The sequence below is a fragment of the Polystyrenella longa genome, from assembly GCF_007750395.1.
Taxonomy (GTDB): Bacteria; Planctomycetota; Planctomycetia; order Planctomycetales; family Planctomycetaceae; genus Polystyrenella; species Polystyrenella longa.
This window is the reverse complement of sequence record NZ_CP036281.1, coordinates 5,428,558-5,453,767: the sequence shown is the minus strand read 5'-3', so window position 1 is coordinate 5,453,767 and position 25,210 is coordinate 5,428,558. Positions and strand designations below refer to the sequence as shown.

Here is a 25,210-nt window from a genome sequence, read left to right as displayed (position 1 = left end):
GATGAAATCTACAAGTTCGACAGGACCGATTCGATATCGATATCCAGCGAGCGAGCGTCACTAAAAGACTTACGGTTTCCCAATGCAGGTCAGTTTTTCACCGGTACGGATCACAATCGCGTTATCAACGAGGGCGACGCCGTAGACTTTGTCTTCCGTGGGCAGGCTGTTCTCGGAGAGTTTTTTGAACTCGGCTCCGTTTTCAATGACGGTCGTCGTGCCGTCATTGGAGAAGAAGTAAATTCGATCCCCCGTTCCGACTGCAGATGCCCAACAAGAAGAAGGCAGTCGTTCTTTCCAGACTTCTTCCCCTGTAGCGAGGGAGAGACAACTGGCGACACCAGACTTATTGACGAAGTACACATACTCGCCATAAATCAGCGGTGAACCGAATGCCGAGATTTGATCTTTAGACTGCCAGACCGGCTCCAGCTCGTTAGAGTCCGGTTTGATTTGAAAGAGTTGGTTCTGGCCACGTTTGTTCGAACCGACGAGCACGTAGTTTTCGGCAATAGTCGCCGAGGGAACGGTATTGCCGTCGAGTCCTTCTGTCTCCCAGAGCAGTTCTCCATTAGTAGCAGAGTAACGTTGGAGTACTCCATTGGAGCTGAGGATAACCTGCTGCTCACTCCCTTCGCCCGTAACCACGGGAGACGACCAGGAGACTCGCTCGGGGCGGTCGACCTTCCATTTGTTCTGGCCATCGGTTTTGTTCATCGCCACGAGATAGGAGGGACCGGAATGGTCGACCAACACGACGAGGGCATCGTCAATGAGTGTTGGAGAACTTCCGAGTCCATGGTTCCCTTTGAACTCACCGTATTCGGTTTGTAATTCGCGTTGCCAAAGCAGTTCTCCCTGATGATTAAGAGAGAGTGTGTCGCCACTTTCAAAGAAAGCGTACACCTGATTGGCATCAATGGCGGGCGTCGGGGCCGAGCGGCTGATGTAGTTACTGACCGGAGCGGGAGCAGAAGAAGGTTGTTTATAAACCCAGCGGCTGTCGCCCGTTTTGAGATCAAACCCCTCGACAACAAGCGTTTCTTTCTCTTCTCCCTCGGTGAAGGTCACCACCACCAGGTCTCCCCAGATGACGGGGCTCGATTGACCATATCCGGAGAGGTCAGCTTCCCAGCGGATATTTTCTTCAACCGACCAGGTGAGAGGAAGGTTTTCTGCCGAGGTCAGGCTGTTCCCGGCCCCCCGGAATAACGGCCAGTTTTCACCGGTTAACGTTGCTGCCGAAATCAGCAGTAGAACGAGCAATTTCATGTCTGTTTCTCTTTGATGCTGGAAATTTGGAGCAGAGTTCGAGTGGAATGCTCCCGGTTTAAGAATTCGGCCATAAGGACACGAATCAGGTCGGCATCCTTGACTCTGGGCATGCTGGTCGATGCAATAGAAAAGAGACACAGGGAGGACCGGAGGGAGGTACCTGACGATCCCCCCTGTGCACCAGCAAAGAGACGATGAGACCCGAAGGACCTGTTATCTGCGTGATAGCAGGTCCTTCTGTCGTATACGGGACTTTATTTTTCGGGTCGTTATTTTTTTTCGGGAACAAGGACATGATCGACGGCCAGGACTTTGCCATCTTCCATGCTGGCTCCACCGACGAACAACAGGGAGTTATCCTGGTAAGGAACCATTCGGTGGAAGAAACGTTTGTTTGGCAGGTCCTGCGTTTTAGTCCATTCGCTCCCATTCTGAGCGAGTTGGTAAAGTGAACCACTGATGGTGCTGCAGAACAGGTCGCCACCGACGGAGAAGCCGGAGTTGCCGAAGCCTTCCATTCCTTTTTCACCAGGAAGTTCGGGGCCTTTGCTCCAGGTTTGGGTTTCCAGATCAAAGACGTCGACTTCGCGGGTAGGTCCCCCTTCGGGTTTCATGCCACCGATCGCGTAGATTTTGTTTCCCAGTGCCGCTGCTGAAAGCGCGCGTCGCTGGAATGGTGGTGCAGGCATTTCTTTCCACTCAAGTGGCTGCTGATTGAGATCGAGTTGTAAGGCGGTGTCGTGCCATTTTGATTCGTCGCCTTTGTCTTTGCCGTACATCGCCCATCCCCCGAGCACGTAAATGACATCGTTGTGGACAACGGCATCGAATGAGGAACGTGGTTCGGGCAAGGCTGGCAGAGGTTCCCAGCTTTTGGATTTCAGATCGAAGCGCGCACATTCTGCCGAGGAGACGAGGTCGTGGGCTTCGGTCTCTTCGTTCATCGCTGAGAAGCCGCCGAGTCGGTACAGGCTGCCGTTATGGGCAACCATCGCCAGACCCTGCAAACGAGGCCCGCTGGGCAGTTCCTGCCATTCAGTTGGGTTATTAAGTGACAGCGAGAAAAGTTTGTCAGATTGGTCATCAACAGAATATCCATGAGCGACACCCATATGTCCGCCGTAGATGTAAAGGGTTTCCCCTTCCACAGCCGCGCCGAAGCTGGTAACGGCCTCGGGAATCTCCGGCAAAGTCATCGTGCGGGATTCGGCTTGCAAGGAAAGGCTACCGCTGATCACCGCAGAAGCAACCATCAGGCTGAAAGACAAAGGACGTTTCAGATCAAGAATGTGTAATTGTTTCATCAAAGAAGAACTCCTGTATCGGGAGAGAGGCTTAACCGCGAGGCGGCGATTAAGAAATTGTTCTAGCTGGATTTAGTTTTGAAAGAAAAATTATTCAGAATCCAATACGAATTCATATTCATTAGTTTCGCCGACGATTGCCTCAACCGTCAACAACTGAGAATGTTTCTGGTACTTTTCGGGGATCTCTGTTTCAAAAATATGAGAGACCTTCCCTTCGGCCACTTGGGCCGCCATCTCCTTAAGCTCAATGCCGATTGGATGGATTTCCGCCCGAAGTTTTCCTTCCAGCGGCCCTCGATCTTCACTTAGAGCAAACAATCCTTTTTCGATCACTGCCGAAGCGGACGGCCCGTCCTCGGGCTCTACCGGAATGAACACGATGGTTGCATGATCGACGTAGTTATTTCCGATTTTGACCGATCCACTGACGGGAACCCGGTCTCGGGGAAGTGATTCGCCTCCGCACCCCACTACTAATGTCAGTACTGCCAATGTCAGTACTGACAGGCAGAGGTGAACCGAGCCTGATGTATTCGTAAACACGTTATGGGATACCTTCACCAAAGATGCTGCGCAGCTACAGAATTCCAGTCGCGATGTCCCGCCACGCCCGGGGAACACCGGAGCTGAAAACGAATATCGGTCTAAGCTGTGGCTACTGCCCGAAGGTATTCATGACGGTTTCGTTTCCGTTACATGTAGCGAGGGCGTCGAGGATGGAAGGCTGAACTCCCTCGCCAACGAAGGATACGGAACCATCGGCAAAGAGAAAGAAGGCCCCGCCTGGGTGATCGGATTTAAAGCTGGTATAGCTCGAGTAGCTATTTTCATTGAACGTACCCCCAGTATTTCCGAGGGAGACACCGGGATAGCCGACTCCCCAACGAGCATGTCCCCAGCGAACTTCTCCAGCACGGGCCGGGCACGAGGTGGGGCTGGCGGTCCAGAGGAAGTCTTCCATCTGGTAATTAAACTCGCCTACCATGATCGTATTAGAGGTTCCATCTTTGATGTCTTTAAAGCTAACTGCATCGTTTGTGATTCCCGCAAGGGCCCAGTTCATCGGGAAGACTCCGTCGGACTCACCCATGTAAGATGAGGTTCCTTCGCAGACGGCATAGCTACCAACGGCGCCCACTTCATCGCACTCTTGATCAGGAACGTTGCGTGGTATCCACATGGAGGGACAGAGAAAAGTGCCGATTCGGGTACTCAAGGCTTCCAGGTTTCCTGGTTCAGTGTAATACAGTGAAAAGTCGTAATTTTCATACAACTGTGCCTGCTCAAAATAGGGAAGAGTAGTCGCGAAAGCACTATAAAAATTCTCGTTGGTGCCGACTGGAAACGCTTGATTGGTGTCATGAAAATTATGAAAGGCGAGGCCGATCTGCTTCATGTTGTTGCGACATTGAGTTCGGCGGGCCGCTTCACGGGTCTGCTGGACAGCCGGCAGTAAGAGGGACATCAGAATCGAGATGATGGCCATGACGACCAGTAATTCGATGAGAGTAAAACCACGTCTGCTAACAGAATGCGGGCGTAACGATTTCATAGCGTGCTCCAGAAAAAAGAAACCAGTGGGGAAGGAGGGAAGTAATCCCTGCGGGGCGGGCTGGCTGGGCGCGGTGAAAATGAGGAGCACCTGGCTGGCTATCTCTTGCAATTGAGATTCAGTCTCAGTAATATACTGGTCTGTTCTGTGATTTCAATCATGTTCGGCCTCTTTTTCAAATTTTTGACAGAATCAATTGTCAATAATCTTCAAGCAATATTATGCCCGGCTCCCCCGACCCTGAAAAATCTGATCGAAAAGCTATTCAGCCGCCTCGTCAGACGGTACAACAGAAGGATCAGAATCTGGTCCCGCAGGTCCCGTTGATTCGTTCGACCGACCTGTTGGGAGATAATAAAGAGATCCAGATTCAGCACGGCTCAGAACTTTACCGCCTCTGCCTCACCAAAAGTGGAAAACTGATCCTGCACAAGTAGAACCGACCCGAAGACCTGTTCCTGCGTGACTCTTCACCGTGAAGAAGAGTACCTCAACTCTGTCGGCAGGTGTTCGGGCTACTTTAAAAGGAGAGAATCATGTTTCTTCACCTCCCACTTTTTCGCTTTTTATAAAGCTGGTACTCACTCCTGGTAGCCAACGGTGACATCAAACCGGGCATTCTGGTCTCTGAATGGCAATTCCGGTCGATCCCTCACCCGACCGAAGCTTTCCCGCTATTCATCATGCCTTCCGCAGACGTAAAATTTCATTACTCTGCAGCTTACTCATGGCGGGTCAAGACGCTGGTTGATGTTGATGGGCTATCCCATTTTTCCAAACCATCCGTGAACATCACTTAATTTGACAGGTATTGAGAATGAATAAACTCACTCTGGTATGCACGCTACTGGTGGCTGGAATTGCCACTTCTCTTTCGGCAGCAGCGCCGACTCTGGATCAACAGACCAAAGCCGGAATCAACTTCCTGCGGAACAGTCAGGCCGACGATGGGAGCTGGACTGCCCCCAATAGGCCCGGTGTCAGCGGGTTGATTACCACTAGTCTGCTGGAGAGCGATCTCCCCGTAGATGACCCCACGGTTGCCAAGGCATTAAAACATCTGGAATCGTTCGTTCAACCTGACGGGGGAATTTATAATCCCGAAGGAAGTCATCGTAATTACGAAACCTGCATCATCCTGATGGCGTTCGAAGAAGCTAATGAAGACGGACGCTATGACACCCAAATCAAAAACGCGGAAAAGTTTCTCCGCGGTCTGCAATGGGATGAAGGCGAAGGCCTGGAATCCAACGACACCTCCTACGGTGGAGCGGGATATGGTTCTCACCAGCGCCCGGATATGTCGAACACTCAGTTCTTCCTGGACGCGCTGAAAGCAGCCGGTGCGGAAGAAGATGATCCGGCGGTACAGAAAGCATTGGTTTTCATCTCGCGCGCCCAGAACCTGGAAAGCGAATACAACCAAACCGCGTTCGCCGGAAAAATCAATGACGGTGGATTCTTCTATACACCTGCCGCAGGGGGTGAAACCAAAGCGGGCGAAACCGAAAACGGAGGACTTCGCTCTTATGGATCGATGACTTATGCTGGCCTGAAAAGTATGGCCTACGCGGGACTCGAAAAAGATGATGTTCGCGTGGCCGCCGCTCTCAAATGGATTCAGAAATATTACACGCTGGATACTAATCCCGGCATGGGTGAGCAGGGACTGTTCTACTACTACCATACGTTCGCGAAAACGCTCGACGTATTGGATATGGAACAAGTTACTTCTGCCGATGGAACGGAACACGACTGGGAAGTCGAACTGGTCAGCAAGTTAGGTTCACTTCAGCGTTCCAACGGTTCCTGGGTCAACAAAGCCGACCGCTGGTATGAGGGCGATCCTAACCTTGTCACCGCTTACGCTCTGATGGCCTTGAGCTACTGTGAATAGTAAAAACTGTGACTAGCTAAAACTGTGACGAATAAAAACGCATGAGAGCATAGCTCCCAGAAGTTCAACAAAAACCTCTTCACTGGTTTGCACCGGCGGAGAGGTTTTTTGTTTTCTTGTTCCTGTAGCTTCTAAGGAGTGGTCATCTAAGTTTCGGAATCTAAGATTTGAGTGTCGCCTCCCTCCCGCAATCTTAAAACTCAATCGCACGGAACTTACTCTGGAGGAACATCATGGCTCGCATCGTTCTGGCTGTAATCGGCCTGCTCTACATTATGCTCGGTATATGGTGCGCCATCTCGCCGAAGCAGACTTCGGAATATGTCGGATTCCATTTGAATCCGGGCGAAGGCCAATCCGAGTTTTTTACAGTCTATGGCGGATTGGAATTTGCTCTTGGACTCGTCTTTCTGATCCCTCTCTTGCGTACTGATACCACCGCGACGATTCTGCTGGTGGCGTTGATCGTACATGCGACGTTGGTGGTTTTTCGCATGATCAGCTTCGCCCTGTTTCAGGGTGTCGCCAGTTCAACCTATGGCCTGGCCGGAGGCGAAGTGGTAATGCTGATCGCGCTGGCAGCCAGTTGGTGGAGTCTCTCGGACTTACCTGGCTGATACGATACATGAGATGCATTAGAGGTGATTGATTTCTCTCCCTGGAATGGACAGCCGGTAAAGTGAAAAATAAAGCCATGATAGAATAGACAAGCGTAACTTTAGCGAAGGAAAGTACTTAAGAAAGTTCGGCGATGTCCCTTCATCCAGTTTGGCGTGGAAATTGCAACCTTAAACTTCGTTATGAAATGACTCGCCTAGCCGTAGAGTTTACGGTCATTATCCGTTGTAGGGATGGTCGGTTGACGTTCGCGACGATAGATGAACTGCCAACCGGGGAGTGATTTCTGAAGACTAGCAGCTGTGTAGGTAAAGAAGCTGCCTGCCCTGCTGTACATGAAAGGGGAAGCATCATGGCCTATCAACAAGTGAAAGATATCGTTGGAATTCTGAAAGCTAAACATCGTCAGATTCGAGATGCGTTGGAGTCACCACGTAGTCGTACTAAATCGGCGAAGGTGGCATTGTTACTGGAAGGGCTTCGAAAGGATGAACAGGAGCTACAGCTTATGCTGGGCGATGCTCAGAAAAATGGTGAGCGACAAGTGCTGGAAACCTGGTTGCAATATGTGCCCGATGAAGAGTTACAGGCAACGGTGAAGAAAATTCAGTTTACAGAGCACATGACCATTGAGCAGGTCATTGAGGAGAAGATGAAATTCGATCTGGCGATGCTGGAATTTCTGGATCACAACATCCGTGAAACCTCTATTCCCAAAGTCGAAGAGTTCTTCACTTCATTGCGGGAATACGTGAGGAGTCGCGCGGCCAAGCATGCTTGGGCAACCCGGGAGGATCATTCCGATTCCGAACTACCACAGGTTGAGCTTTGAGCTGAATGGACGGTATTCACTACTAAGTAGAAACCCAGTCTCAGGCTTCGCCTTCTTCGGTTGTGTCGGCTGCTCGATTGTCACGTCGTTCCTTTAATTCTTCGGGTGTGATGTCGCAAATCAGGGAAGCGGCCTTATTAACGAGGTGCGCTTTATCAATTGGTTTAGCCAGATAATCATCGGCACCCGATGCCAGGCATCGTTCCCGGTCTTCTCGCATCGCATCGGCGGTTAAGGAAATGATCGGCGTTTGGAAACCCATTTCTCTTAGTTTCATAACGGCAGTGTTGCCGTCCATCTTGGGCATTTGAACGTCCATGATGATCAACCGAAATTCGTTTCCCATCTCCGCAGCGTTTTCGACAAGGCGTATTGCTTCCGCACCGTCGCTGGCGGTTGTGACAGTCGCTCCAGCTTCTTCCAGAAAATGTTGGCCCACGAATCGAATGTCACGTCGGTCGTCCACCAACAGGATGTTTCCTTCGAGATGTCGAATCACCGTTTGCTCTTCTTCTGCAGTAGGCAGATCCAGTTCTAAAGTGATGAGATCAAGTTCTTCCTTATCCAGGATAGGTAAGCTAACCACGAACGTTGAGCCAACCCCTGTTTGACTTTCGACGGTGATGCTCCCATCCAATAAGCCTGCAAGGCGTTGACTGATGGCAAGTCCCAGTCCACTTCCGCCATATTTTCTGGTCCGGGAAGCGTCTCCCTGGCTGAAGGGGCGGAATAGGGTGCTGAGTATCTCTTGGGGAATTCCAATGCCAGTATCCTCGACATGGAACTCAATCTGGCTTTCGTCAGAATTGAAGATGACTTCGACTTTGATCTGACCGATATGAGTAAACTTGATCGCATTCCCAACCAGATTGAGCAAAATCTGTTTCAGCCGTTTAGGGTCTGTTTGTACGAACTTGGGAATCTTTTCAGTTGCGGTGATAATGAAATTGACACGGTGGGCGTCGACTCGGACTCGCATCAGAGAGTCGATGTCCTTCAGAAGTTGCACAATATCGCAACGGGTTTGCTCGACTTCGAGTTTACCCGCTTCAATGCGAGAGATATCCAGGATATCATTGAGAATCTCCAGAAGGTGATGTCCGTTCCGTTTAATGGTGCGGACACTTTCGCGATTATCGGGGTCCTGCAAATGAGTCATCAGGATTTCGACGTGCCCCATTAATGCTGCCATGGGTGTTCTGATTTCGTGACTCATGTTAGCCAGAAATTCTCCACGGGCTCTGTTGGCCGCTTCCGCCTGTTGCCGGGCAAGGTCGAGTTGTTCTTCGTGTCGTTTCCGTTCGGTAAGGTCAATTGAGGCAATCAACCAGTGGCTCGGTTCGGGAGAGCCGGTAGACGAAATTTCGAACTCGACCTGCATACAAATTCCCAACCAGCGTCTCGAACCATTTTTCTGCACAACGCGGTATTCAAGAGTTGGGGTCGACTGGTTACCGGGGGCAATTGCGTGATGCATTTGATCGTCGAAGCGATCTCGATCTTCAGGGAAGAAACAGTTTCGATATTCCTCCAGTGTAAGTGCCGACTCCGAAGGCAAGCCGTATTGTTCTGCGGCGATCTTGTCCAGAATCACGTGCTTGTTCTCACATTCGCAAACAACCACGCCGACTTTCACCAGTTCGGTCGCCAGTTTCAAGCGGCTCTCGCTTTCGCGTGCAGCCAGTTCGGCTTCCTTCCACTGGGTCGTCTCGTAGAAATAACAGACGACGCCATACTTTCCGTCGGGCAAGATGATCTGCTGAATTTCCCAGTCGAAATACTCCAGTTTGCCATTATCCAGGTTGTACAAACTGTAGTCGCTCGCCGTATAAGATTTTCCCGACGTTAAAGTCTGTTGAAACACGGCCATCAGTTCACTGGAAATCTGTTTGCCCCAAAGACGAGTGAAGATTTGATCCATACTTAAACCGACCAATAGGTCAGCTGAACCAAATAGTTTCTCTGTGCCGGAACTGCATTGGCTCATTCGTAACTGATCGTCGACGATATGAATTCCAAAGGGAGCCGCTTCGATGAGATGAAAAAAAGTGTCGTGGCTGCGTTGTAAGCGAAACTCAGACTGCTTCCGAAATGTATCATCGCTGGCGATGTAACAGAATCGATCACGTCCCTCTTCCCCGGTACCCAGATAGGCCATATTCACGTTCAGCCAGATCTGATTATCCAAAGGCAATGTTTGCTCTGAATCGACAGGCGAATCGGGTGGGATGAATTGAAACTGGAAGTTAACTGTCGATTGATTTCGCTGAGCCTTGCGGTAATTTTCAATCCATTCCTGAACTGCGGCAGGCCACATGTTAAGGTGTTCTATCGACCATTTTCCGGAAGTCCCCCCCTCCGTTACGTTGAAGAAACGTTCTCCTGCAGGGTTGTCGAGTAAATGCAGGATGTCGGAATTATCCGGAGCTAATTCCACTACTCCCATTGCGGAAGGCGCATTCTCCATGAAGGTACTTAGCAATCGTTGAGTTTCAGCAGAAGCTTCTTCCAGTGTCTTCCGTTCCGTAATGTCTTGAATAATGGCAATAGTATAATCAGGCTCGCCATTTTCATGTTTGACTAGCGAGACGGTCAGCAGAATCCAGACGATGTTACCCTCTTTGTGATAGTAACGCTTTTCCATAGCGTACTTCTCGATCTCTCCAGCGAGTAGTTTGGAGTAACTTTCGAGGTCTGCATTGAGATCTTCTGGGTGGGTGATGTCCTGAAAGGTGAGTTGCAACAAATCCTCAGGTGTATAGCCGACGATTTCGCTCAAACGATTATTGACGCGTAGCCACGTTCCATCCGGTGCGACATGCGCCATTCCGACTGCGGCATTTTCAAACGTGATGCGAAAGAGTTTTTCTGTTTCGACCAGATCTTTCTCTGCTTCGCGTCGACGCTTGATCTCCCGTTCCAGTTTTGTGTTGGATCTCTTCAGGCCTGGTAATTCCATCGCTTGTGGAGCCATGCGTATCAAAACAATCACCGTCGCCCACGAAATGGAGGCGGTCACTAATTTAGAAATGCCCGACAGTCGATAGACCGGGTGCCAGAAAATGATCGCTTCAATCAGATGGGTGGTGCCGCAAGCCAGGATGAAACCGGCAAAGAGCAGGTAGATGTTGCTATAGGGAATTTCCTTCCGATGGCGGAATGCAAAGGTGACCAGCACCACGGGGATCGCCATATAGGCCCCCCAGATCGCCAGATCCGAGATGATATGCAGCCACCCGTGTCCGGAGGTCCATTTTCCACAGTACCAGCGCGCGGGGAAATCGGACGTGTCGAACAGCTTGGAGAAAAACTCAATCAGAGTACCCATCCGGACTCCCGTGGAATGCCTGTATTAGAAGGAGTAACGTGGGCCTGATTCCATTCATGGATTTCTGGCCCTCATTCCCGACAAGATAGTTCCCTATCTTTAGCGATCACAAGAGAGGATCTTCCTGACCTTGTAGTTCTAGCTAAATCGGGATTTTCGAGGAGGGTAACCGTAGAACTTTTCGTATTCGCCTTTGATCGATCTGATTAAATCGACAGAGAAGAAAGCATCAAAACAGAGTAGCAAATCGATGCGTGATCTTTCACCCTTGGTTCGTCATAAAATTAGATGTACCTAGTGAATTCGCACGCGGAGCTATCTTACTCTTTTTTGCTCGAACGAACATCTTGCCAGCCACATTATTATGACGTGCTGTCCTCAAATCATTATTTAGCTGATTAGTCACTTCCGTGAGGTTTGGCAACGGTTTTATATTGCCCCATGTGATCAAGTGTGCATTTCGTCGGCGAGGTTGTGTATGGCGATGAACCATCGTGGTCGTTTGAGAATCAACAGCGAGGACGCAAAATCGCAGAGAACCAATGCAGCGAGAGTTCTGGACCGTTATTTGGGCGCTTCCCGGCTGGAATAGCGGTGTCAGGAGAGAAAATCAGGGATAGGCATGCCTTTTGCCTTTAGCTGAATCATGCTTTTCGACTCCTGCGTCAATCGCTCTTTGGACATTTTCTGTCCTTATCGATTTAGACGTTCATGACCGAAAAGAATAATCTCATCATCCTAACTCTCAATGGAGAAAACTGATGTCTGGCAAGAACTGCAATAAAAACGAATGTGACGAAACAATCTCATCATCGAGTAAGCGAGTCTTTGCAGACCCATGGAAGAAAAGCCTCTTTGGCCTGTTAATCCTTCCGGGTGCCCTGTTGATGACCGGCTGCGACGTAGACGTGAGAGACGAAGGAGAGCTCCCGGATATAGACGTGGAAGCGACAGAAGGCAGAATGCCTGACGTCGACGTACGCGGACCCGATGTGGATGTCGGAACCAAGGAGAAAACGATCACCGTCCCTGACATCGACGTTGATATTCCCGAGGAGAACGAAAATGAAGTCGATGCGAAGAATGACGGCGAATAATCGTCATTAGACTTCCGACAGGCGTTCTGTGGAATCTCCGAACCGATCAAGTTGGACTCCGTATTTTTCCATCAGGGAAAGATACAGGCTGCACATTTTCCGATTAGGTTTATCGGAATAGTCGAGCACGCGTCCTGTTTCGAGATTCCCTCCTCCGCGACCGACAATCACAACAGGCAAATCGGTCGCTATGTGACCTCCGGTTAACATACTGGAGCAGAACAGGAGGATGCTGTTGTCGAGGGCGGTTCGTTCCCCTTCTTCAACAGCATCAAGCTTGTCAGCAATATAGGCTAACTGCTCGACAAAGAATTGATTCACCCGCAGCCAGTCTTCCGATTCCTGGTGAGACAGCAGGTGGTGGATCATGTAGTCGATATTTAAGTTCGGGAAGCGGAGCGACGAATGATCGTTGTTCAGTTTAAGCGTACAGATTCGGGTGGTATCTGTTTGAAACGCCAGAACTAGAATGTCGCACATCAGACGCATATGCTCGGCAATGTCCTGTGGGATTCCATCTGTGGGCCGAGGAATATTGGGTTCTATTAAAGTCGGGCGCCAGCCTTGGAATTCGCCTCGATTATTGGCCTGGTCTATTCGCTGCTCGACCTCTCGTACCGAGTTCAGGTATTCATCCAGCTTGCGTCGGTCATTCTTACTGATCGTTCTTCGCAAATCGGACGCGTCTTCCAGTACGGCATCCAAGACGCTTTGATCAGCGGCGGAAGCAGACTGCCGGAACATGCGATCGAATGCGAGTGCCGGATAGACTTCCAGTGGAGTTGGCGTGGTGGGAGAACTCCAGGAGATGTGCGAGCTGTAGAGCATCGAATAGTTCTTGTGCACTGCCGGGTTTGATTTCTCACAACCGAGTACCAGGCTGGGAACTTTGGTTCCTTTACCATAGGTTTGGGCAAGGACCTGATCAACACTGGTGCCGGAATGAATGTCTCCACCGGAGGCGAGGGGGGCACCGGAAAGAAGGTTGCCTGTTTGCGAACTGTGGATGTTTCCTTTCAACGCTTCTTCGTTGTACAGCCCTTTGATAAACAGCATTTTCTCTCGGTGAGACTGCAACGGTTCCAGAACTCGGCCCAACTCCATTTCTGCGCCCGCACCTTTGGCCCACCACTCGGTGTGATGAAATCCATTTCCGGAGAACAGGACCCCAAATCTCTTGGGGGCTTCTCCCGTTGCTGCGTCAATTTGTTTTTCGTCGGCTAGCAGCTTCAGTGATTCCATCCAGGGTAACGCCATTGTCACACCGAGACCGCACAGGAACTGGCGACGTGATGTATCAAACATAGTTCTTTACCTTAGTTAGCAGGCGTTATCATTACCGGAGGTTGTTAACCGAAAAGTACAGCAAACTATAAGCTGGCAAACTCCAGCTCAGTTGGCCGTGTTGGAGAGAAACAAATTCAAGGCGTGTCGGTGACTTCAAATGGAGGACTGAAATCGCGACCACGAATCTTGTGGAACTGTTCACTCTGAATAATCGTGTCGACGGCAGTGACTATACGATAACCGTTTTGACTCAGTTTTGTCATCATTTCATCGATTAAAGGTTCGTCAGAAAGCTGAACAGACCGTCCGAGGGCATATCCTAACAGCTTTCGACAGAATTGACGCACGATGGTTTCGCGTTGAGATTCCCCCAGATATTGCTGAAGCCCCGACAAGCCTTCAATCTCGGTTCCATCTCTCAGAGTCGTCGAAGTGTCGATCGCATGTCCGCCACCATCGACGGATCGTCTACGACCAATGGCGTCGAACCCTTCGAGCGAGAACCCGAATGGATCGATACGCTCATGGCATTTCGCACAGGAGGCGACAGAACTGTGTTGTTCAATCAGTTGACGTTCCGTAAGACTTGCAGGAACGGTTTCAGGCAAAATGGGAATTCCCTGAGGAGGACGAGGAAGACGTTCTCCCAGGAGAGATTCATAAACCCAGTTTCCTCTCAAAATCGCACTCGTCCGGGACGCTCCCGATTGTTTCGATAATGTGGTCGCCTGAGCTAAAATGCCACCGCGACCATATTGCCGGACCCCTTCCACACGTCGCCAGTCGGGGCCGGTGACGTGGGGGATTTCATAAAATGTCGCCAGATTCTCGTTGAGGAATGTGTAGTCAGACTCGATGAGATCCAGGATCGACCGGTCGTTTTGAAACAAGTCGGTGAAGTAGAGAATCGATTCTTCATACATGTCTTTCCGAATTGTCGCAAACTCGGGAAAGTGAGCTTCGCTTTTTTCATCATGTTGATCGAAATCGCGGATATGTAACCACTGGCAGCCGAACTCGATCGCCATCCGTCGAATCTTTGGGTCGGCCAGCATGCGGCGTGTCTGAGCCGCCAGAACTTCCGGTTCGTGCAGACGGTTTTCGGAAGCTAGTCGAGTCAGTTCTGCATCGGGAGTAGACGACCAGAGAAAATAACTGAGCCGAGTCGCCAGTTCGAAGTCGGATACCAGTGTCGGTTCCAAGCCTTCGCCCGGTTCTTCCAGTCGATATAAAAACGCCGGAGACGTTAACACGCGAGCTAATGTCAGTCGGAATGCCTCTTCGTGATCCATCTCCTCTTCACGGAATTGAGCGTAAAGTTCCTGAATGGCCGTTGTTTCCCGTGGCGTCAACGGACGCCGGTAAGCTCTGGTTATGAATTCGAGTAATGCCTGTAGATGAACAGACTCCGTTTCCAGTAACCATTTTCGATACTCTGAGGCCCGCAATTCATACGGTTCCCTAAGAGGTTCGTATAACGTCGGTTCGCCATCCTGTGTGGCGAATTGAATCAACTGTTCCAGCACGACCAGGCTGGTCAGGGCATCTTGGCTGATATATCGCAATTCACTCCAGAGTTGGTCGAGTCGTTGGGACTCCTCGTCTGAGAGCATGAGCCGCTTCAGGTGCTCATCTTCCCGATGATACAACACGATCGAAATCCCTTCGTCGACAGGAACGATTTTGGGATAGCACATCGCTAAGGGGAACAGATCTCGGAATTCTTCCAGAGAGGCTTCCCATTGTTTACGCGTTCCACTTCCTTCTGGAAGTAGCACTGGCAGGCCCGGTTGCAAATTCTCCCAGTCGGTTTGAACTTGGTCTGACGCTTGGACCTGAACAGAGCCTTGTGCCATCTGCAGTGTGGCCGCCGTGACGAAATCGGCCCCTTGAAGCATGTCAGCTGGTAGCCGGAACATTAATTGAGCTGGTGCTGTAACGATGAGGTCGCCCCGCTCTGTGACCTGTTGAATATTGGTTGATTCAATTTCTTGTGGATTAAAACCGAATTGGTTTTCGTTAGCTCGCTCCTCTGGCAATCGCAGTGCGAGAGTCGCGTAGTCGATTTGAGAAAAGAGCAAACCGTTCAGACTATGTAACCGGGAGTAAAGTTGACGATCCTCCTCGGTGGTTGCATCGGTTGGTCCTGCATTCAACAATTGTTGGAGTTGCTTTGCCAGTGAATGAGCCCGTTCTGAATCCGGTTCTCCCAACCATTTAGCTAGCAGGGAACCACGTGGAATATATTGATTATCGGAAAGGTTTTCCTCGATCATTCCTGAATAAAAATGCCAGACTGAAAGATTGCCATGTTGATCGGCGTGCGGATTTCCGTCGGCGATCGTTGCGGCACAATCCTCGGTTAAGGACCAACTACGCTGCTCTTCCGCTAGTTCGGTGACTTTCAATTCAATCCGAGTCAAATCGCAGGCGTGGTCACGGTCGCGGGGGTCGATGACCAGTGAGATCATATCGCCGGGCTGAAGAGAGATGTTTGTTATCGGATCGACCTTAGCGGCGGTCATGCCGGCCACGGTGCCGGACTGTAAAACTTCGCGTTGAGATCCTCGTCGAAGTTCGAGTGACCAGTTTGCCCCGTTTCCACAACCAAGATCGGCGTCCTGAACTTCTGCCTCCACGCGGACACTACCCTGGATAGTGCTCTGCCAACCAACGGCCACCCAACGTTCTGGGCGAGGATGAACGGCAATCGAATGAGGAAGCATTTCTCCGGGAACTCTTAATGTGTCATCTGTGGGATTACTCAGCAGCATTAATGCGGGAGCCTCGGGGAACCCCCACCCTTTAACCGACTCCCGAGTGGGATCCTGATAAGCCACATGAAGGTAGTCTTGAGAGGACAATGTATTTCCACCAAGTCCCAGCATGCTCAACCATCCCGGCATGAGTAGCGGATCGATATCGTGCCGCGCCGCAAGACTGTTCACGTCCATTTGCTCGTTCTCTGTTGCTGTTTGATTACGTATTTCCTGAGCAGCAGAGAGGTAGTTTTCGATCTTCGTTAATGTTTCTGTTCGGAGTTCCGGTAGCAAGATCGAAATGGCTCGTACATCGCTGAGCAACAATGTGGATTGTCCCGGTCGAACGAATCGGGGTTGGTGCCAAAGGACGACATCATCAGGGCTTTCGTCACCGGCATTGTTTGCCTGTAGTGAGAGAATCAGATCTTCACCTGCTTTCTCTGAAGAAAGAGGAAAACGGAACTGTCGTGAAGAACTGATCGGGTTCACACCCTCCTGCCAGGCGCGAATGCTTCCAAATTGGCCAACTTTGTTGTACTTCCATAACTGCTGCTGCCAGGCACGAATCTCGGCGATGATTTCATCGCCCTGCTCTGGAGTGACTGTTTGCCAGCGCTGCCGCAATTGATTCAACAGGATGGAATCATCCAGAGGGGCCACCAGCATTGTTCCCAGGAGCTGTAGATATTTCGCGTTCACCTTTTCAGCGGATGCGATCTCTTCAAAGTTCACCTTGCCAGATATCAACGAATCTCGATGTTTCAACAACACACCGAAATAACGCGCGAGGTCGACGCGACCATCGTCTTTGGTGAGCACAGCCGTATCCGCCACGTTCCATTGATCCAGTAAATGGGAATCACCCATCGGGCCGGTGTGGCGTGTATAAATTTCTTGAATGCGGGCGACGGTTTCGTCGGTGAAGTCGCGACGAGAGCTTCCTGTCGAAAATCGAATTCCGTCAGGCAACAGAACTACATGACTGGCGATCCCTTTGGCGGCGTCAAAATATTTAGTCACCAGTGACGGGGACATGACGAGCGAGTTGCCCGTATTGGTGAATCCTTCCCCCGCTGCACCATCGACAGGGAACTGTTCCGCCGGATTGAGTTCGGCACCAGTAAGGTCCTGGATAGTGTAAGTATATTCGGCATTGTTCAAACGCCTGAGCACAACCGGCCCTGGATCACCCGCGTTGGAGCGAGCCTCGGTATCAAGATAATGTCGGACCCATTTCAGTAGTGACTTTTTTTCTTCCGCCGTCAGTTGCTTGCTCTCTTCCGGAGGCATCTCTCCGTTGTCGAGCATTTCAATCACCTTCTGCCACGGTGCGGGGGCTTGCCGGACGTGCTGAAACCCTGCATATCGTTCGAGGTCGAGATCTCCCTCTTGGGCGTCCGTCGAGTGGCAGTCGTTGCAATATGTTTTCAACAACGGTTGAATCGATATTGTGAAGTCCGCTTCTAAATCCTCGAAAGGGAGTGAGTCCTCCGCAGCAGCGATAGACGCGGCAGAGAACAGAATGAAACAACCGAATAATAGAGTCGGTCGCAATCGGGGGGTGACAATTGAGGTGGGCAGATCAGGAAGGCGCATCGAGGTTCTCCGGAGGGTGATCTCATATCGTAAACTGTGCGGAGGTCGGGAAACAACCGATTTTTCCTGCATCTTACCCTGACCAGGCTAAACGGCGATTTTGTGTCGCCTCGAAAGTACCCCAGTTCGAGGTGGACAAATCATTTTCTTATCACGCTCATCCTGCTACGCTGGCAGGGCGAACATTTTTGGATTGATGACCGAGAAATTCAGCGGGACACTAAATGATGACTGAGAAAAGCCAGAACCCGCTAAAGGAAAAAACGCCATCGGCATCACCGGCTGTTATTTACCAGACAGTAGAAGAGATTCGCCGGGCGTGGAAACCGTACAAAACGAGTCTGAGCGAAACAGGATACGAGCGGGACACCGTCATCCGGATTCATCGCGCATGCAGTTGGCTCGAACAGGTGGAGAAACTGGAGGCCAGCCACGATCAGCAGCTGATCCTACTCTGGATTTCTCTCAATACATTGTATGGTGTTTGGAATCCCAAAGATCGGACTCCGGTTTCGGACGCGTCGTCGTGGGCCGATTTTCTCAAAAAGATCGTGAAGCTCGATCATGATGATTGCCTAGCGTCCATCTTGCGGAAACATCGCAAGTTGGTCATGGCGATTCTGGAGGATGAGCACCTCAGTAAATTCTTCTGGCAAGATCCGACTCCCAAACGAGCGGGGCAATCCAAGAAAGTCATGTACGACGCGCGGACCTGGTACTTGGAAGAACGGTGGGGGCTGTTGCTGAACCGGGTAATGGAACGAATTTATCTCGTTCGCTGCCAGCTCGTGCATGGTGCGGCAACTTGTGGTGGCAAACTGAACCGCACGGCCCTCCGTCGATGTGCGACAATGCTGGGTCATTTGCAGCCAGTGTTTCTCACCATTCTAATTAATCATGGTGCGCGGGAAGACTGGGGGCTGATGTGTTATCCTCCGCTGAACCAGACAGATGATCAACACGCATAAGTAACACGATTCACAAAGTTAAAAAGCAAACGCAGGTAGGAGTCCTTGGCATGTGGTCCGGATTGAAGGAGTACGATCTTTCCCCACCATGGAAGAAACTATGGTCACTCGACCCGGAGGTGACCTACCTGAATCATGGTTCGTTTGGTCCTTCTCCTTTACCGATCCAACAGGCACATCAGGAACATCTGCAGAAAATCGAAAGTCAGCCTTCGGAATTTTTCTTTCGCACGCGTGAAGAGATGTTGGAACAGGTGACGGTCCGGATGGCTCAATTTCTGGGGACCAAGTCGGATAGCCTGCTGCTGACGAGTAACGCAACTGTCGCCATGAACATCGTTGCCCAATCGCTCTCTCTGGAGCCGGACGATGAAGTTTTGCTCACCAATCATGAGTACGGCGCTGTTCAGAATATCTGGAGAGAAGCCTGTCAGCAGCAAGGGGCAACGTTTGGAATGGCACAGTTGCCCAATTCTCCGATGTCTACCGCAGAGTTGATTGATAGTCTGTTTGAGAGAGTGACCGACCGAACACGTTTGATCGTGCTTAGTCATGTTACGTCACCGACGTCACTTTGTTTTCCAATCAAGGAAATCTGCCAACGGGCTCGTCAGCACGATATCGCCGTGTGTGTGGATGGCCCTCATGCACTGGTAATGCACCCGGTTCAATTGAATGATCTGGGATGTCAGTTTTATACGTCCAGTTGCCATAAATGGATGTCGGCTCCCTTCGGAACAGGTTTCCTTTATGTGCGTGGTGCCTTCAAATCGAAGCTGAAACCATTAATGACAAGCTGGGGCCGTAGCCTGAGTGGAAGACCGAAGCACTGGAAAGATGCGTTTCTCTGGCAGGGAACGGACAATGACGCCGCGTGGCTCGCATTGTCGGCTACGCTCGACTTCTGGAATAAAGTCGGGACGGAAACTTTTCAGCAGCACAGCTTTCCTTTGGCACAGCAGGCGGCGGATCGTATTTCGGAACTCTTTTCAATCGAGCCGCTGTCGATGGCGAGTGACGATCATCGGCGAAGTATGGTCTCTATCCCCATCGGTGAAGTTCCCGAGGGGGATAAACATATCGGACAACCCGATCCGCTCCAGGCTCGCTTGCTGAAGGACTTTGGAATCGAAGTGCCAGTGATTTACTGGAACGGGTTGAAGCTGCTTCGAGTCAGCACACATCTTTATACAGAGCAGGCAGATATCGACAAGCTGATCGACGCGTTAAGCCAATTAAGAACTGCGATGGTATGAATTTACACTTAATATGGAGTTCCTCTGCTTCGATCAGATCACTTGGGTCCCGAACTTGTATTCGAAAATAAATCTGGGGCGACCCTTGGTTTTTGCTCAATTTTGTAAAAAACGGCCTTGGCACAAAATTCAGAGAGCGATATAAACCCGCTCGACTTGCCTGACCGACAGCACCTTCTCTCCGCTGCCGGGTACAAGTCGAAACTCTCTCTCCCCTTACGAACCTGAATAATCTATTTCGATCCATAACAGCCATTTGAGTCTGTCGATACCGGTACGTCCGTTTCTACATTGGTGGAACCGACCGGAGATGCTCATAGTCTGAATTGATCGACTACATACGTCTGAATTGCAGGGGTAATAAGGAGTCTCTGAATGTCTCGCCTCAAGTCGTTTTGCCTGCTGGGAAGTTTGGCTTCTATCTGTCTGTTCGTTGTCGGTTGCAATACTGTTCCCCAGGACCAGTTACGTGTGAGCCAGCTTCGGGCTCGGCAGTTGTATCAACAGAATCAGTCACTGGTGGCCCAGTCATCACAGGCCAGTCAGATGGCTCAATCGCTGTCTGTTGAAAAGCAACAATTGGAACAGCAGCTTGCCAGCATGGATTCTCAATTGCAGACGGCGAATAGTCGTTTAGGCAATCTGAATGCAGAGCGAAGTGAACTACAGAATCGCTATGTCAGTCTGTTGAAACAGGCTCAGAACGCCGACAGCCCTCTGTCTGATGAGACCAGCCGTCGCTTTCAGGAACTGGCCAACAAATACAAAGACTTTGAATTCGATCCGCACACGGGAGTCAGTAAGTTTCATTCGGACATTCTGTTTGACTCTGGAAGCGACCGTCTGAAGAAAGATGCTACTCCACTGTTAAATGAGTTCGCGGCGATCATGAGTGATGGCGATGCCCGAGATCTGAATATTCTCGTCGTGGGTCATACCGACGACAAGAACATTGTTCAGTCTACGACGAAATCCAACCATCCTACCAACTGGCACCTCTCGACCAACCGGGCGAACTCGGTGGTCCTGGCACTATCAAATGGGGGTGTGGCTGAAACTCGTATGGGAGCGGCCGGGTACAGTAAATTCCAACCCGTCATCGACAACATGGATGACAGTACCCGTAGTAAAAACAGACGTGTTGAAATCTTCGTTCTCGCCCCGGATGCAATCGTCGCGGGATGGGATCCTCAGCACAGCCTGAACTAACTTCTGAAGTCAACAACCAGTAAGACACAAACGCCAACCGGACACTCAGGTCCGCAGTTGGCGTTTTTCATGGAATCGATGAATCGACATCAGCAATGCTTATCCCTGTTGTCTATAGAACTCGTCGAAATCACGTGCCGCCTGGATAGACTTACAGTCTGACTGTCCACCAACCAGACTGAATGCTGATCCGGCAGAAGTTCGTTCGATTACCTGGAACAGATCAGCGAATATTGATCTTAAATGCGGTTCTGCAATGTGTCGAAGAGAACTACAAGCTCTGATATAGAGAGTGTTGTGATGACTTTGAGTGAAAAACTCTAAATCTGCTCAAATGAATTCGATTACCGGCATACATCTTGCACAAATTAATGACTGTCAAGTGACTTCAATGCTGTTTACTGGATCAGGCTTTTCTAAGAAGCTGCAACGGCGTAGTGGCAACCCATCACGGGAAATTCGATTGCTACGCCGACAAACCTGCCTGATCAATACCGAGCTGGCTTAACAGATCAAGCTTGGCTCCGAGCAGAGATAGCCTTCCGTAAGAAGAGGTTTTCGCGGCTGGAAGACAGTAAGTGGCAGCAGTCCTAGACGCAGCCCCTGATTCTAATCAATTCGACTCCAAAGCTGATTGACAAGTGAACTTGTCAATCGGGTAACGCACTCTGAATCAGAATAGACACCACTATTGCCGTCCGCTATGAGCTTGCGCGCTGATTGTTATGGACGATGCATGGGATGTCTGTACTAATTTTGAGACGCTCCAAAACAAATTGAAGGAAGGGAACATAACATGATTAAGAAACTGATCTATACATCTCTGGGTGGACTGGCATTAACTTTCGGGGTCGGTGTAACAAACACCGCTTTCGCTCAAGATGTTTCCGCAGACATTAACGCTACTCAACAAGGTGCTAATACAGACGCCGGGGTTAATGTGCAAACGGAAACTCCAGCGACATCTAGCGGCGTTACGGCAGATGGGGCAACCTCTCGATCTAATCGGGCCGCTCAACCTGACGCTAACGTTGACGTGAACGCTCGAAGCAATACTCGAACTCGTGATAACGATACCCGTGATCGAGGCGACTATCGCAACGATAACCGGGATCGACGACAGAACAATTATCGAGATGGAGACCGTGACTGGGTCGGTAATCGAGATAGAGCCGACCGACGGGAAGATCGTCGCGACCGGGACGAATATGGTTACTCAAATGATCGAGACCGATACGACCGTGATCGATATCAGAGAGGCAACCGTGGCGACCGCCGTTGGGACAATCGACGTGGTTATCGCGATGACAACTTCCGACTCTACGGTGACAGTGGTGGGTACTTCTACTGGGATGGTGATGACGACTTCGGTTATCAGGACCGATCCTGGAGCTATGGTGACGAAGGATTTCGTTACAACCGGCCTTGGGATAACCAGTATGGAAGAAACCATCGTGGTGATTTCAACCGGGATCGAGGGAACTACTCTCACTACAGAAACAACAGTCGGAACGACAACGACTGGTACGAGGATCGAGAAGATCGCAACCGTACCTACCGAGACCGACAGTCTGACTATTCCGATAGTTATTACGACGACTATTACACCAACGATGACTGGTGGGACTGGGACTAATCCGGGTCGGTTGTCGAGTAATTTTATTATTTAATGAGAGATAGTAGTCTAAGGATGTGTGATCGCGGGTTGGTGGTGGGTATTACTCCTGCCAGCCCGTGTTTCGCCCTCTTAATTTTTTCAATTCCGTTTGCGAGCGAAGCTGTGATTGACTCGTTTTAAAAACGTTACGTCATGATCAGCGCCGCTAATTTCCAAACGATGACATAATCAAAAAACAGAAGGAAACGTTTGATGATCTATTCTAATAAATTAATGCTTTCGTCCCTCTGCGGCCTTTCGGTTGCATTTTCGGGACCTGCTTTTGCTCAGGATGACTCCAGTAAACCGTCGACAAACCAGACGCAGATTGCCAATCAGCCTGGAGCAGAAGATAACACCACTCGCACGTTTGGTGTACCGCAGAATGAGCAGAATCGAAATGGGACTGTTCAACCCCAGGAAACCCGTCGCCCTGTGACGACAGAACAGAATCAAAACTCTGCCGCTCAGCAGGGTCAAAACCAACAGAGTCAGAACCAGCAGTATCAGCAGCAAAGTGAGTCACATGAAGACGATGTGAATATGGTCGGTTGGGTTAATGTCGGGGTCGATTATGACAACGATGGTCGCTTCGACGCGATTCATACTCTGTTCCTCACTGACTTGGAAAAGGCACAGGATGAAAGCCAGAAACGATCTGATAAAGAACAGAATATGGCCATGCAGGAACGATCTCGAATCGAACTGAGTGGTAAGATTAAAGAGATGCACCCAAGGTCAATGATCGATTCTGATCAGAAAAAAATCGTGGCGACGATCACTAAAGAAGATGGTTCAACGATGAAAGCCTGTCTTGGACCAGAAGACAAAGTAAATCCACTGGGGCTGAAAGAAGGTAGTCAGGTTGAATTGACAGGGGTCCGTGCTCGAGTCAATGGTGAAGACCATCTCATGGCGAAAACGGTCGTATTCAACGGTGAGGAAATCACTAACGAACTCCCCGCACGTCGAGGAATGATGCGATTGAAGGGGGAAATCACGGATACTCGTGAAACCAACTTCCGAGGACATGAAGACCAGTTTGTTATCGCGCGGGTCAAGATGGACGGGAAAGATCAAAAGCGTCAGGTAAACCTTGGACCTGTCGACAAATTTGAAGGTGTCGAATTGAAGGAAGGAACTTCTATTCGCGTACTGGGCCACCAGGGGCGCATTAATGGTGAACCGGCATTAATCGCTCAACAGGTTCGGGTTAATGACAAGAACTTTGATGTTCGACCTTCCGATAAATCGATGGACAAGAAAATGAAAGAAAAAGGCGAACAACAGAAGAGCTCTGAGAAGAAATCAAAAGTAAATGCTCAGGCTGAAAAACAAAATTAGTAGGTTCGCTACTTCTATGTGCCATGTTCGAAGAATGAGGGTGTAGCACATTGAAATAAAATGATTTTAAACGATGGTCTTCTCTTGCGAGGGGACTATCGTTTTTTCGTTTCGTGATCAAGTCATGAGCCAGATTGAAGCACTCTATCACCAAGTTGAAGCACTCTATCAAGAGTGAGAGAAAATCGTGATTGATTGATCGGAAGAAGGCCGGCTCAGGTTTTTTAATAGGGGATGATTATTCTCGATGTGCAACTTGAGTGCATCGGCAGCCTTGTTCCAGTCCTCTTGTAACATCGCCGATAAAATCGCACGATGATGTTCGACCGTTTGGCAAGAGGCATTCGAGTCGCGGCCTTCCCAGGTGAACAGGATTTCGAAGTAACGACCATGACGTTCAAAAAAGTCATAGATATACGGATTTCCGGCCATTTCGATTAAGTACGCATGCAGCCGGTCGTCAATGTGGGCTTGCTGTTCCGTCTCGGAGGGATACCGATTGTTGTCGTAATATTCCTTTAACCGGACAGGGTCGAGTTTAGTGCGGGCGAGTTCCAGCGCTTTCAGCTCCATCATGACGCGCACTTCGATAAACGCATCGAGATCCGACTGACGAAAGGGACGCACCTTCCAGCCTTGCCGCGGATAATGTTCGAGAAGTCCAACGCCCACCAGTCGGGAGAAAATATGCCGCACATTGGAGCGGCTGATTTCAAACTTTTCCGCCGTCGCTTCTTCACGGATAAAAACTTCTTCGCCCTGCAGACTTAAACTGATGAGCTCCGTTTTCAGAAGCTCATAATAATCTCGCGGAGGTTCCGGACGAGGTGACAACGGACCGGCTGTTTTAATTCGCTCTTTATTGATCTGCAACCGCCGGTTTTTCTCTTTATGAAGATAGCCTTCGTCGATCAATGCGCTTACGGCAAGACGGACCGGTGTAATAGAGACACCGTATTGGCCGGACAACTTCTGGAGCGTCAACGATTCTCCCGATTCCTCGCCACTGCAGATGCGGGCAAGCAGATCTTCCTTAATGTAATCGGTTATCGACATCCTGGACGCTCGAATAGAGAAGTGAGTGGGCGATGGGCACCCTGAAGAATAACACTCCTTCCAGTGAATTACTATCCTTTTCCGCTCCTACTCACCTACCTCGTTCCCTCGACTCACGTTCACGATAGAGAATCACGTATAAGCCTCATTCTCATTCTGACAAGTGTCT

The 25,210-nt window shown here is 50.2% G+C and carries 18 protein-coding genes; 10 read left to right on the top strand and 8 right to left on the bottom strand.

Features of this window, described 5'->3' with window-relative positions:
* Window positions 1–69 precede the first annotated feature (69 nt).
* From Pla110_RS20050 to Pla110_RS20035, 4 genes are all read right to left on the bottom strand, one after another.
* Window positions 70–1,272 carry an outer membrane protein assembly factor BamB family protein gene (locus Pla110_RS20050; RefSeq protein ID WP_144998554.1) on the bottom strand — a complete coding sequence of 401 codons (1,203 nt, stop codon included), beginning with the start codon at window positions 1,270–1,272 and terminating at the stop codon, window positions 70–72.
* Window positions 1,273–1,544: 272 nt separating this feature from the next.
* A complete protein-coding gene (locus Pla110_RS20045) occupies window positions 1,545–2,579 on the bottom strand; it encodes a Kelch repeat-containing protein (RefSeq protein WP_144998551.1) in 1,035 nt (344 codons plus the stop codon).
* 90 nt (window positions 2,580–2,669) lie between these two features.
* A complete protein-coding gene (locus Pla110_RS20040; protein WP_144998548.1) occupies window positions 2,670–3,125 on the bottom strand; it encodes a hypothetical protein in 456 nt (151 codons plus the stop codon).
* A 112-nt stretch (window positions 3,126–3,237) separates the two neighbouring features.
* Window positions 3,238–4,134 carry a DUF1559 domain-containing protein gene (locus Pla110_RS20035; protein ID WP_144998545.1) on the bottom strand — a complete coding sequence of 299 codons (897 nt, stop codon included), beginning with the start codon at window positions 4,132–4,134 and terminating at the stop codon, window positions 3,238–3,240.
* Between the two features lie 221 nt (window positions 4,135–4,355).
* On the opposite strand from Pla110_RS20035, the gene hemP reads away from it, so the two are divergent.
* The 4 genes from hemP (at window position 4,356) to Pla110_RS20015 (ending at window position 7,481) form a co-directional block, all read left to right on the top strand.
* On the top strand, window positions 4,356–4,571 hold the full coding sequence (gene hemP / locus Pla110_RS20030) for a hemin uptake protein HemP (RefSeq protein ID WP_144998543.1): 216 nt from the start codon (window positions 4,356–4,358) through the stop codon (window positions 4,569–4,571).
* Window positions 4,572–4,951: 380 nt separating this feature from the next.
* On the top strand, window positions 4,952–6,031 hold the full coding sequence (locus Pla110_RS20025) for a prenyltransferase/squalene oxidase repeat-containing protein (RefSeq protein WP_144998540.1): 1,080 nt from the start codon (window positions 4,952–4,954) through the stop codon (window positions 6,029–6,031).
* A gap of 233 nt (window positions 6,032–6,264) precedes the next feature.
* Window positions 6,265–6,648, top strand: coding sequence for a DUF4345 family protein (locus tag Pla110_RS20020; RefSeq protein ID WP_144998537.1), 384 nt, complete (start codon window positions 6,265–6,267; stop codon window positions 6,646–6,648).
* A 353-nt stretch (window positions 6,649–7,001) separates the two neighbouring features.
* A complete protein-coding gene (locus Pla110_RS20015; protein WP_144998534.1) occupies window positions 7,002–7,481 on the top strand; it encodes a hypothetical protein in 480 nt (159 codons plus the stop codon).
* 40 nt (window positions 7,482–7,521) lie between these two features.
* Here Pla110_RS20015 and Pla110_RS20010 read toward each other — a convergent pair whose 3' ends face one another.
* Window positions 7,522–10,809, bottom strand: a complete 3,288-nt coding sequence (locus Pla110_RS20010; RefSeq protein WP_144998531.1) for a PAS domain S-box protein — start codon at window positions 10,807–10,809, stop codon at window positions 7,522–7,524.
* 761 nt (window positions 10,810–11,570) lie between these two features.
* Here Pla110_RS20010 and Pla110_RS22735 point away from each other — a divergent pair.
* Window positions 11,571–11,906: a hypothetical protein gene (locus Pla110_RS22735; protein ID WP_197440327.1), complete on the top strand. Its 336-nt coding sequence runs from the start codon at window positions 11,571–11,573 to the stop codon at window positions 11,904–11,906.
* A 6-nt stretch (window positions 11,907–11,912) separates the two neighbouring features.
* On the opposite strand, the gene Pla110_RS20000 is transcribed toward Pla110_RS22735, so the two are convergent.
* Together Pla110_RS20000 and Pla110_RS19995 are read right to left on the bottom strand one after the other, a co-directional pair.
* Window positions 11,913–13,211, bottom strand: coding sequence for a DUF1552 domain-containing protein (locus Pla110_RS20000; protein WP_197440326.1), 1,299 nt, complete (start codon window positions 13,209–13,211; stop codon window positions 11,913–11,915).
* Between the two features lie 116 nt (window positions 13,212–13,327).
* A complete protein-coding gene (locus Pla110_RS19995) occupies window positions 13,328–17,551 on the bottom strand; it encodes a DUF1592 domain-containing protein (protein WP_197440325.1) in 4,224 nt (1,407 codons plus the stop codon).
* Window positions 17,552–17,775: 224 nt separating this feature from the next.
* Here Pla110_RS19995 and Pla110_RS19990 point away from each other — a divergent pair, with 224 nt between their 5' ends.
* From Pla110_RS19990 to Pla110_RS19970, 5 genes are all read left to right on the top strand, one after another.
* Complete coding sequence (locus Pla110_RS19990; RefSeq protein WP_144998526.1) at window positions 17,776–18,519, top strand: HEPN domain-containing protein; 744 nt, start codon at window positions 17,776–17,778, stop codon at window positions 18,517–18,519.
* A gap of 50 nt (window positions 18,520–18,569) precedes the next feature.
* Entirely contained in the window at window positions 18,570–19,775 is a 1,206-nt protein-coding gene (locus Pla110_RS19985; protein ID WP_144998524.1) for an aminotransferase class V-fold PLP-dependent enzyme, read from the top strand.
* Between the two features lie 375 nt (window positions 19,776–20,150).
* Entirely contained in the window at window positions 20,151–20,984 is an 834-nt protein-coding gene (locus Pla110_RS19980; protein ID WP_144998521.1) for an OmpA family protein, read from the top strand.
* A gap of 796 nt (window positions 20,985–21,780) precedes the next feature.
* Window positions 21,781–22,620: a hypothetical protein gene (locus Pla110_RS22730; RefSeq protein WP_197440324.1), complete on the top strand. Its 840-nt coding sequence runs from the start codon at window positions 21,781–21,783 to the stop codon at window positions 22,618–22,620.
* Between the two features lie 234 nt (window positions 22,621–22,854).
* Window positions 22,855–23,985, top strand: a complete 1,131-nt coding sequence (locus tag Pla110_RS19970; RefSeq protein WP_144998518.1) for a hypothetical protein — start codon at window positions 22,855–22,857, stop codon at window positions 23,983–23,985.
* Between the two features lie 168 nt (window positions 23,986–24,153).
* On the opposite strand, the gene Pla110_RS19965 is transcribed toward Pla110_RS19970, so the two are convergent.
* Window positions 24,154–25,041, bottom strand: a complete 888-nt coding sequence (locus Pla110_RS19965; RefSeq protein ID WP_144998515.1) for a GntR family transcriptional regulator — start codon at window positions 25,039–25,041, stop codon at window positions 24,154–24,156.
* Window positions 25,042–25,210: the final 169 nt, after the last annotated feature.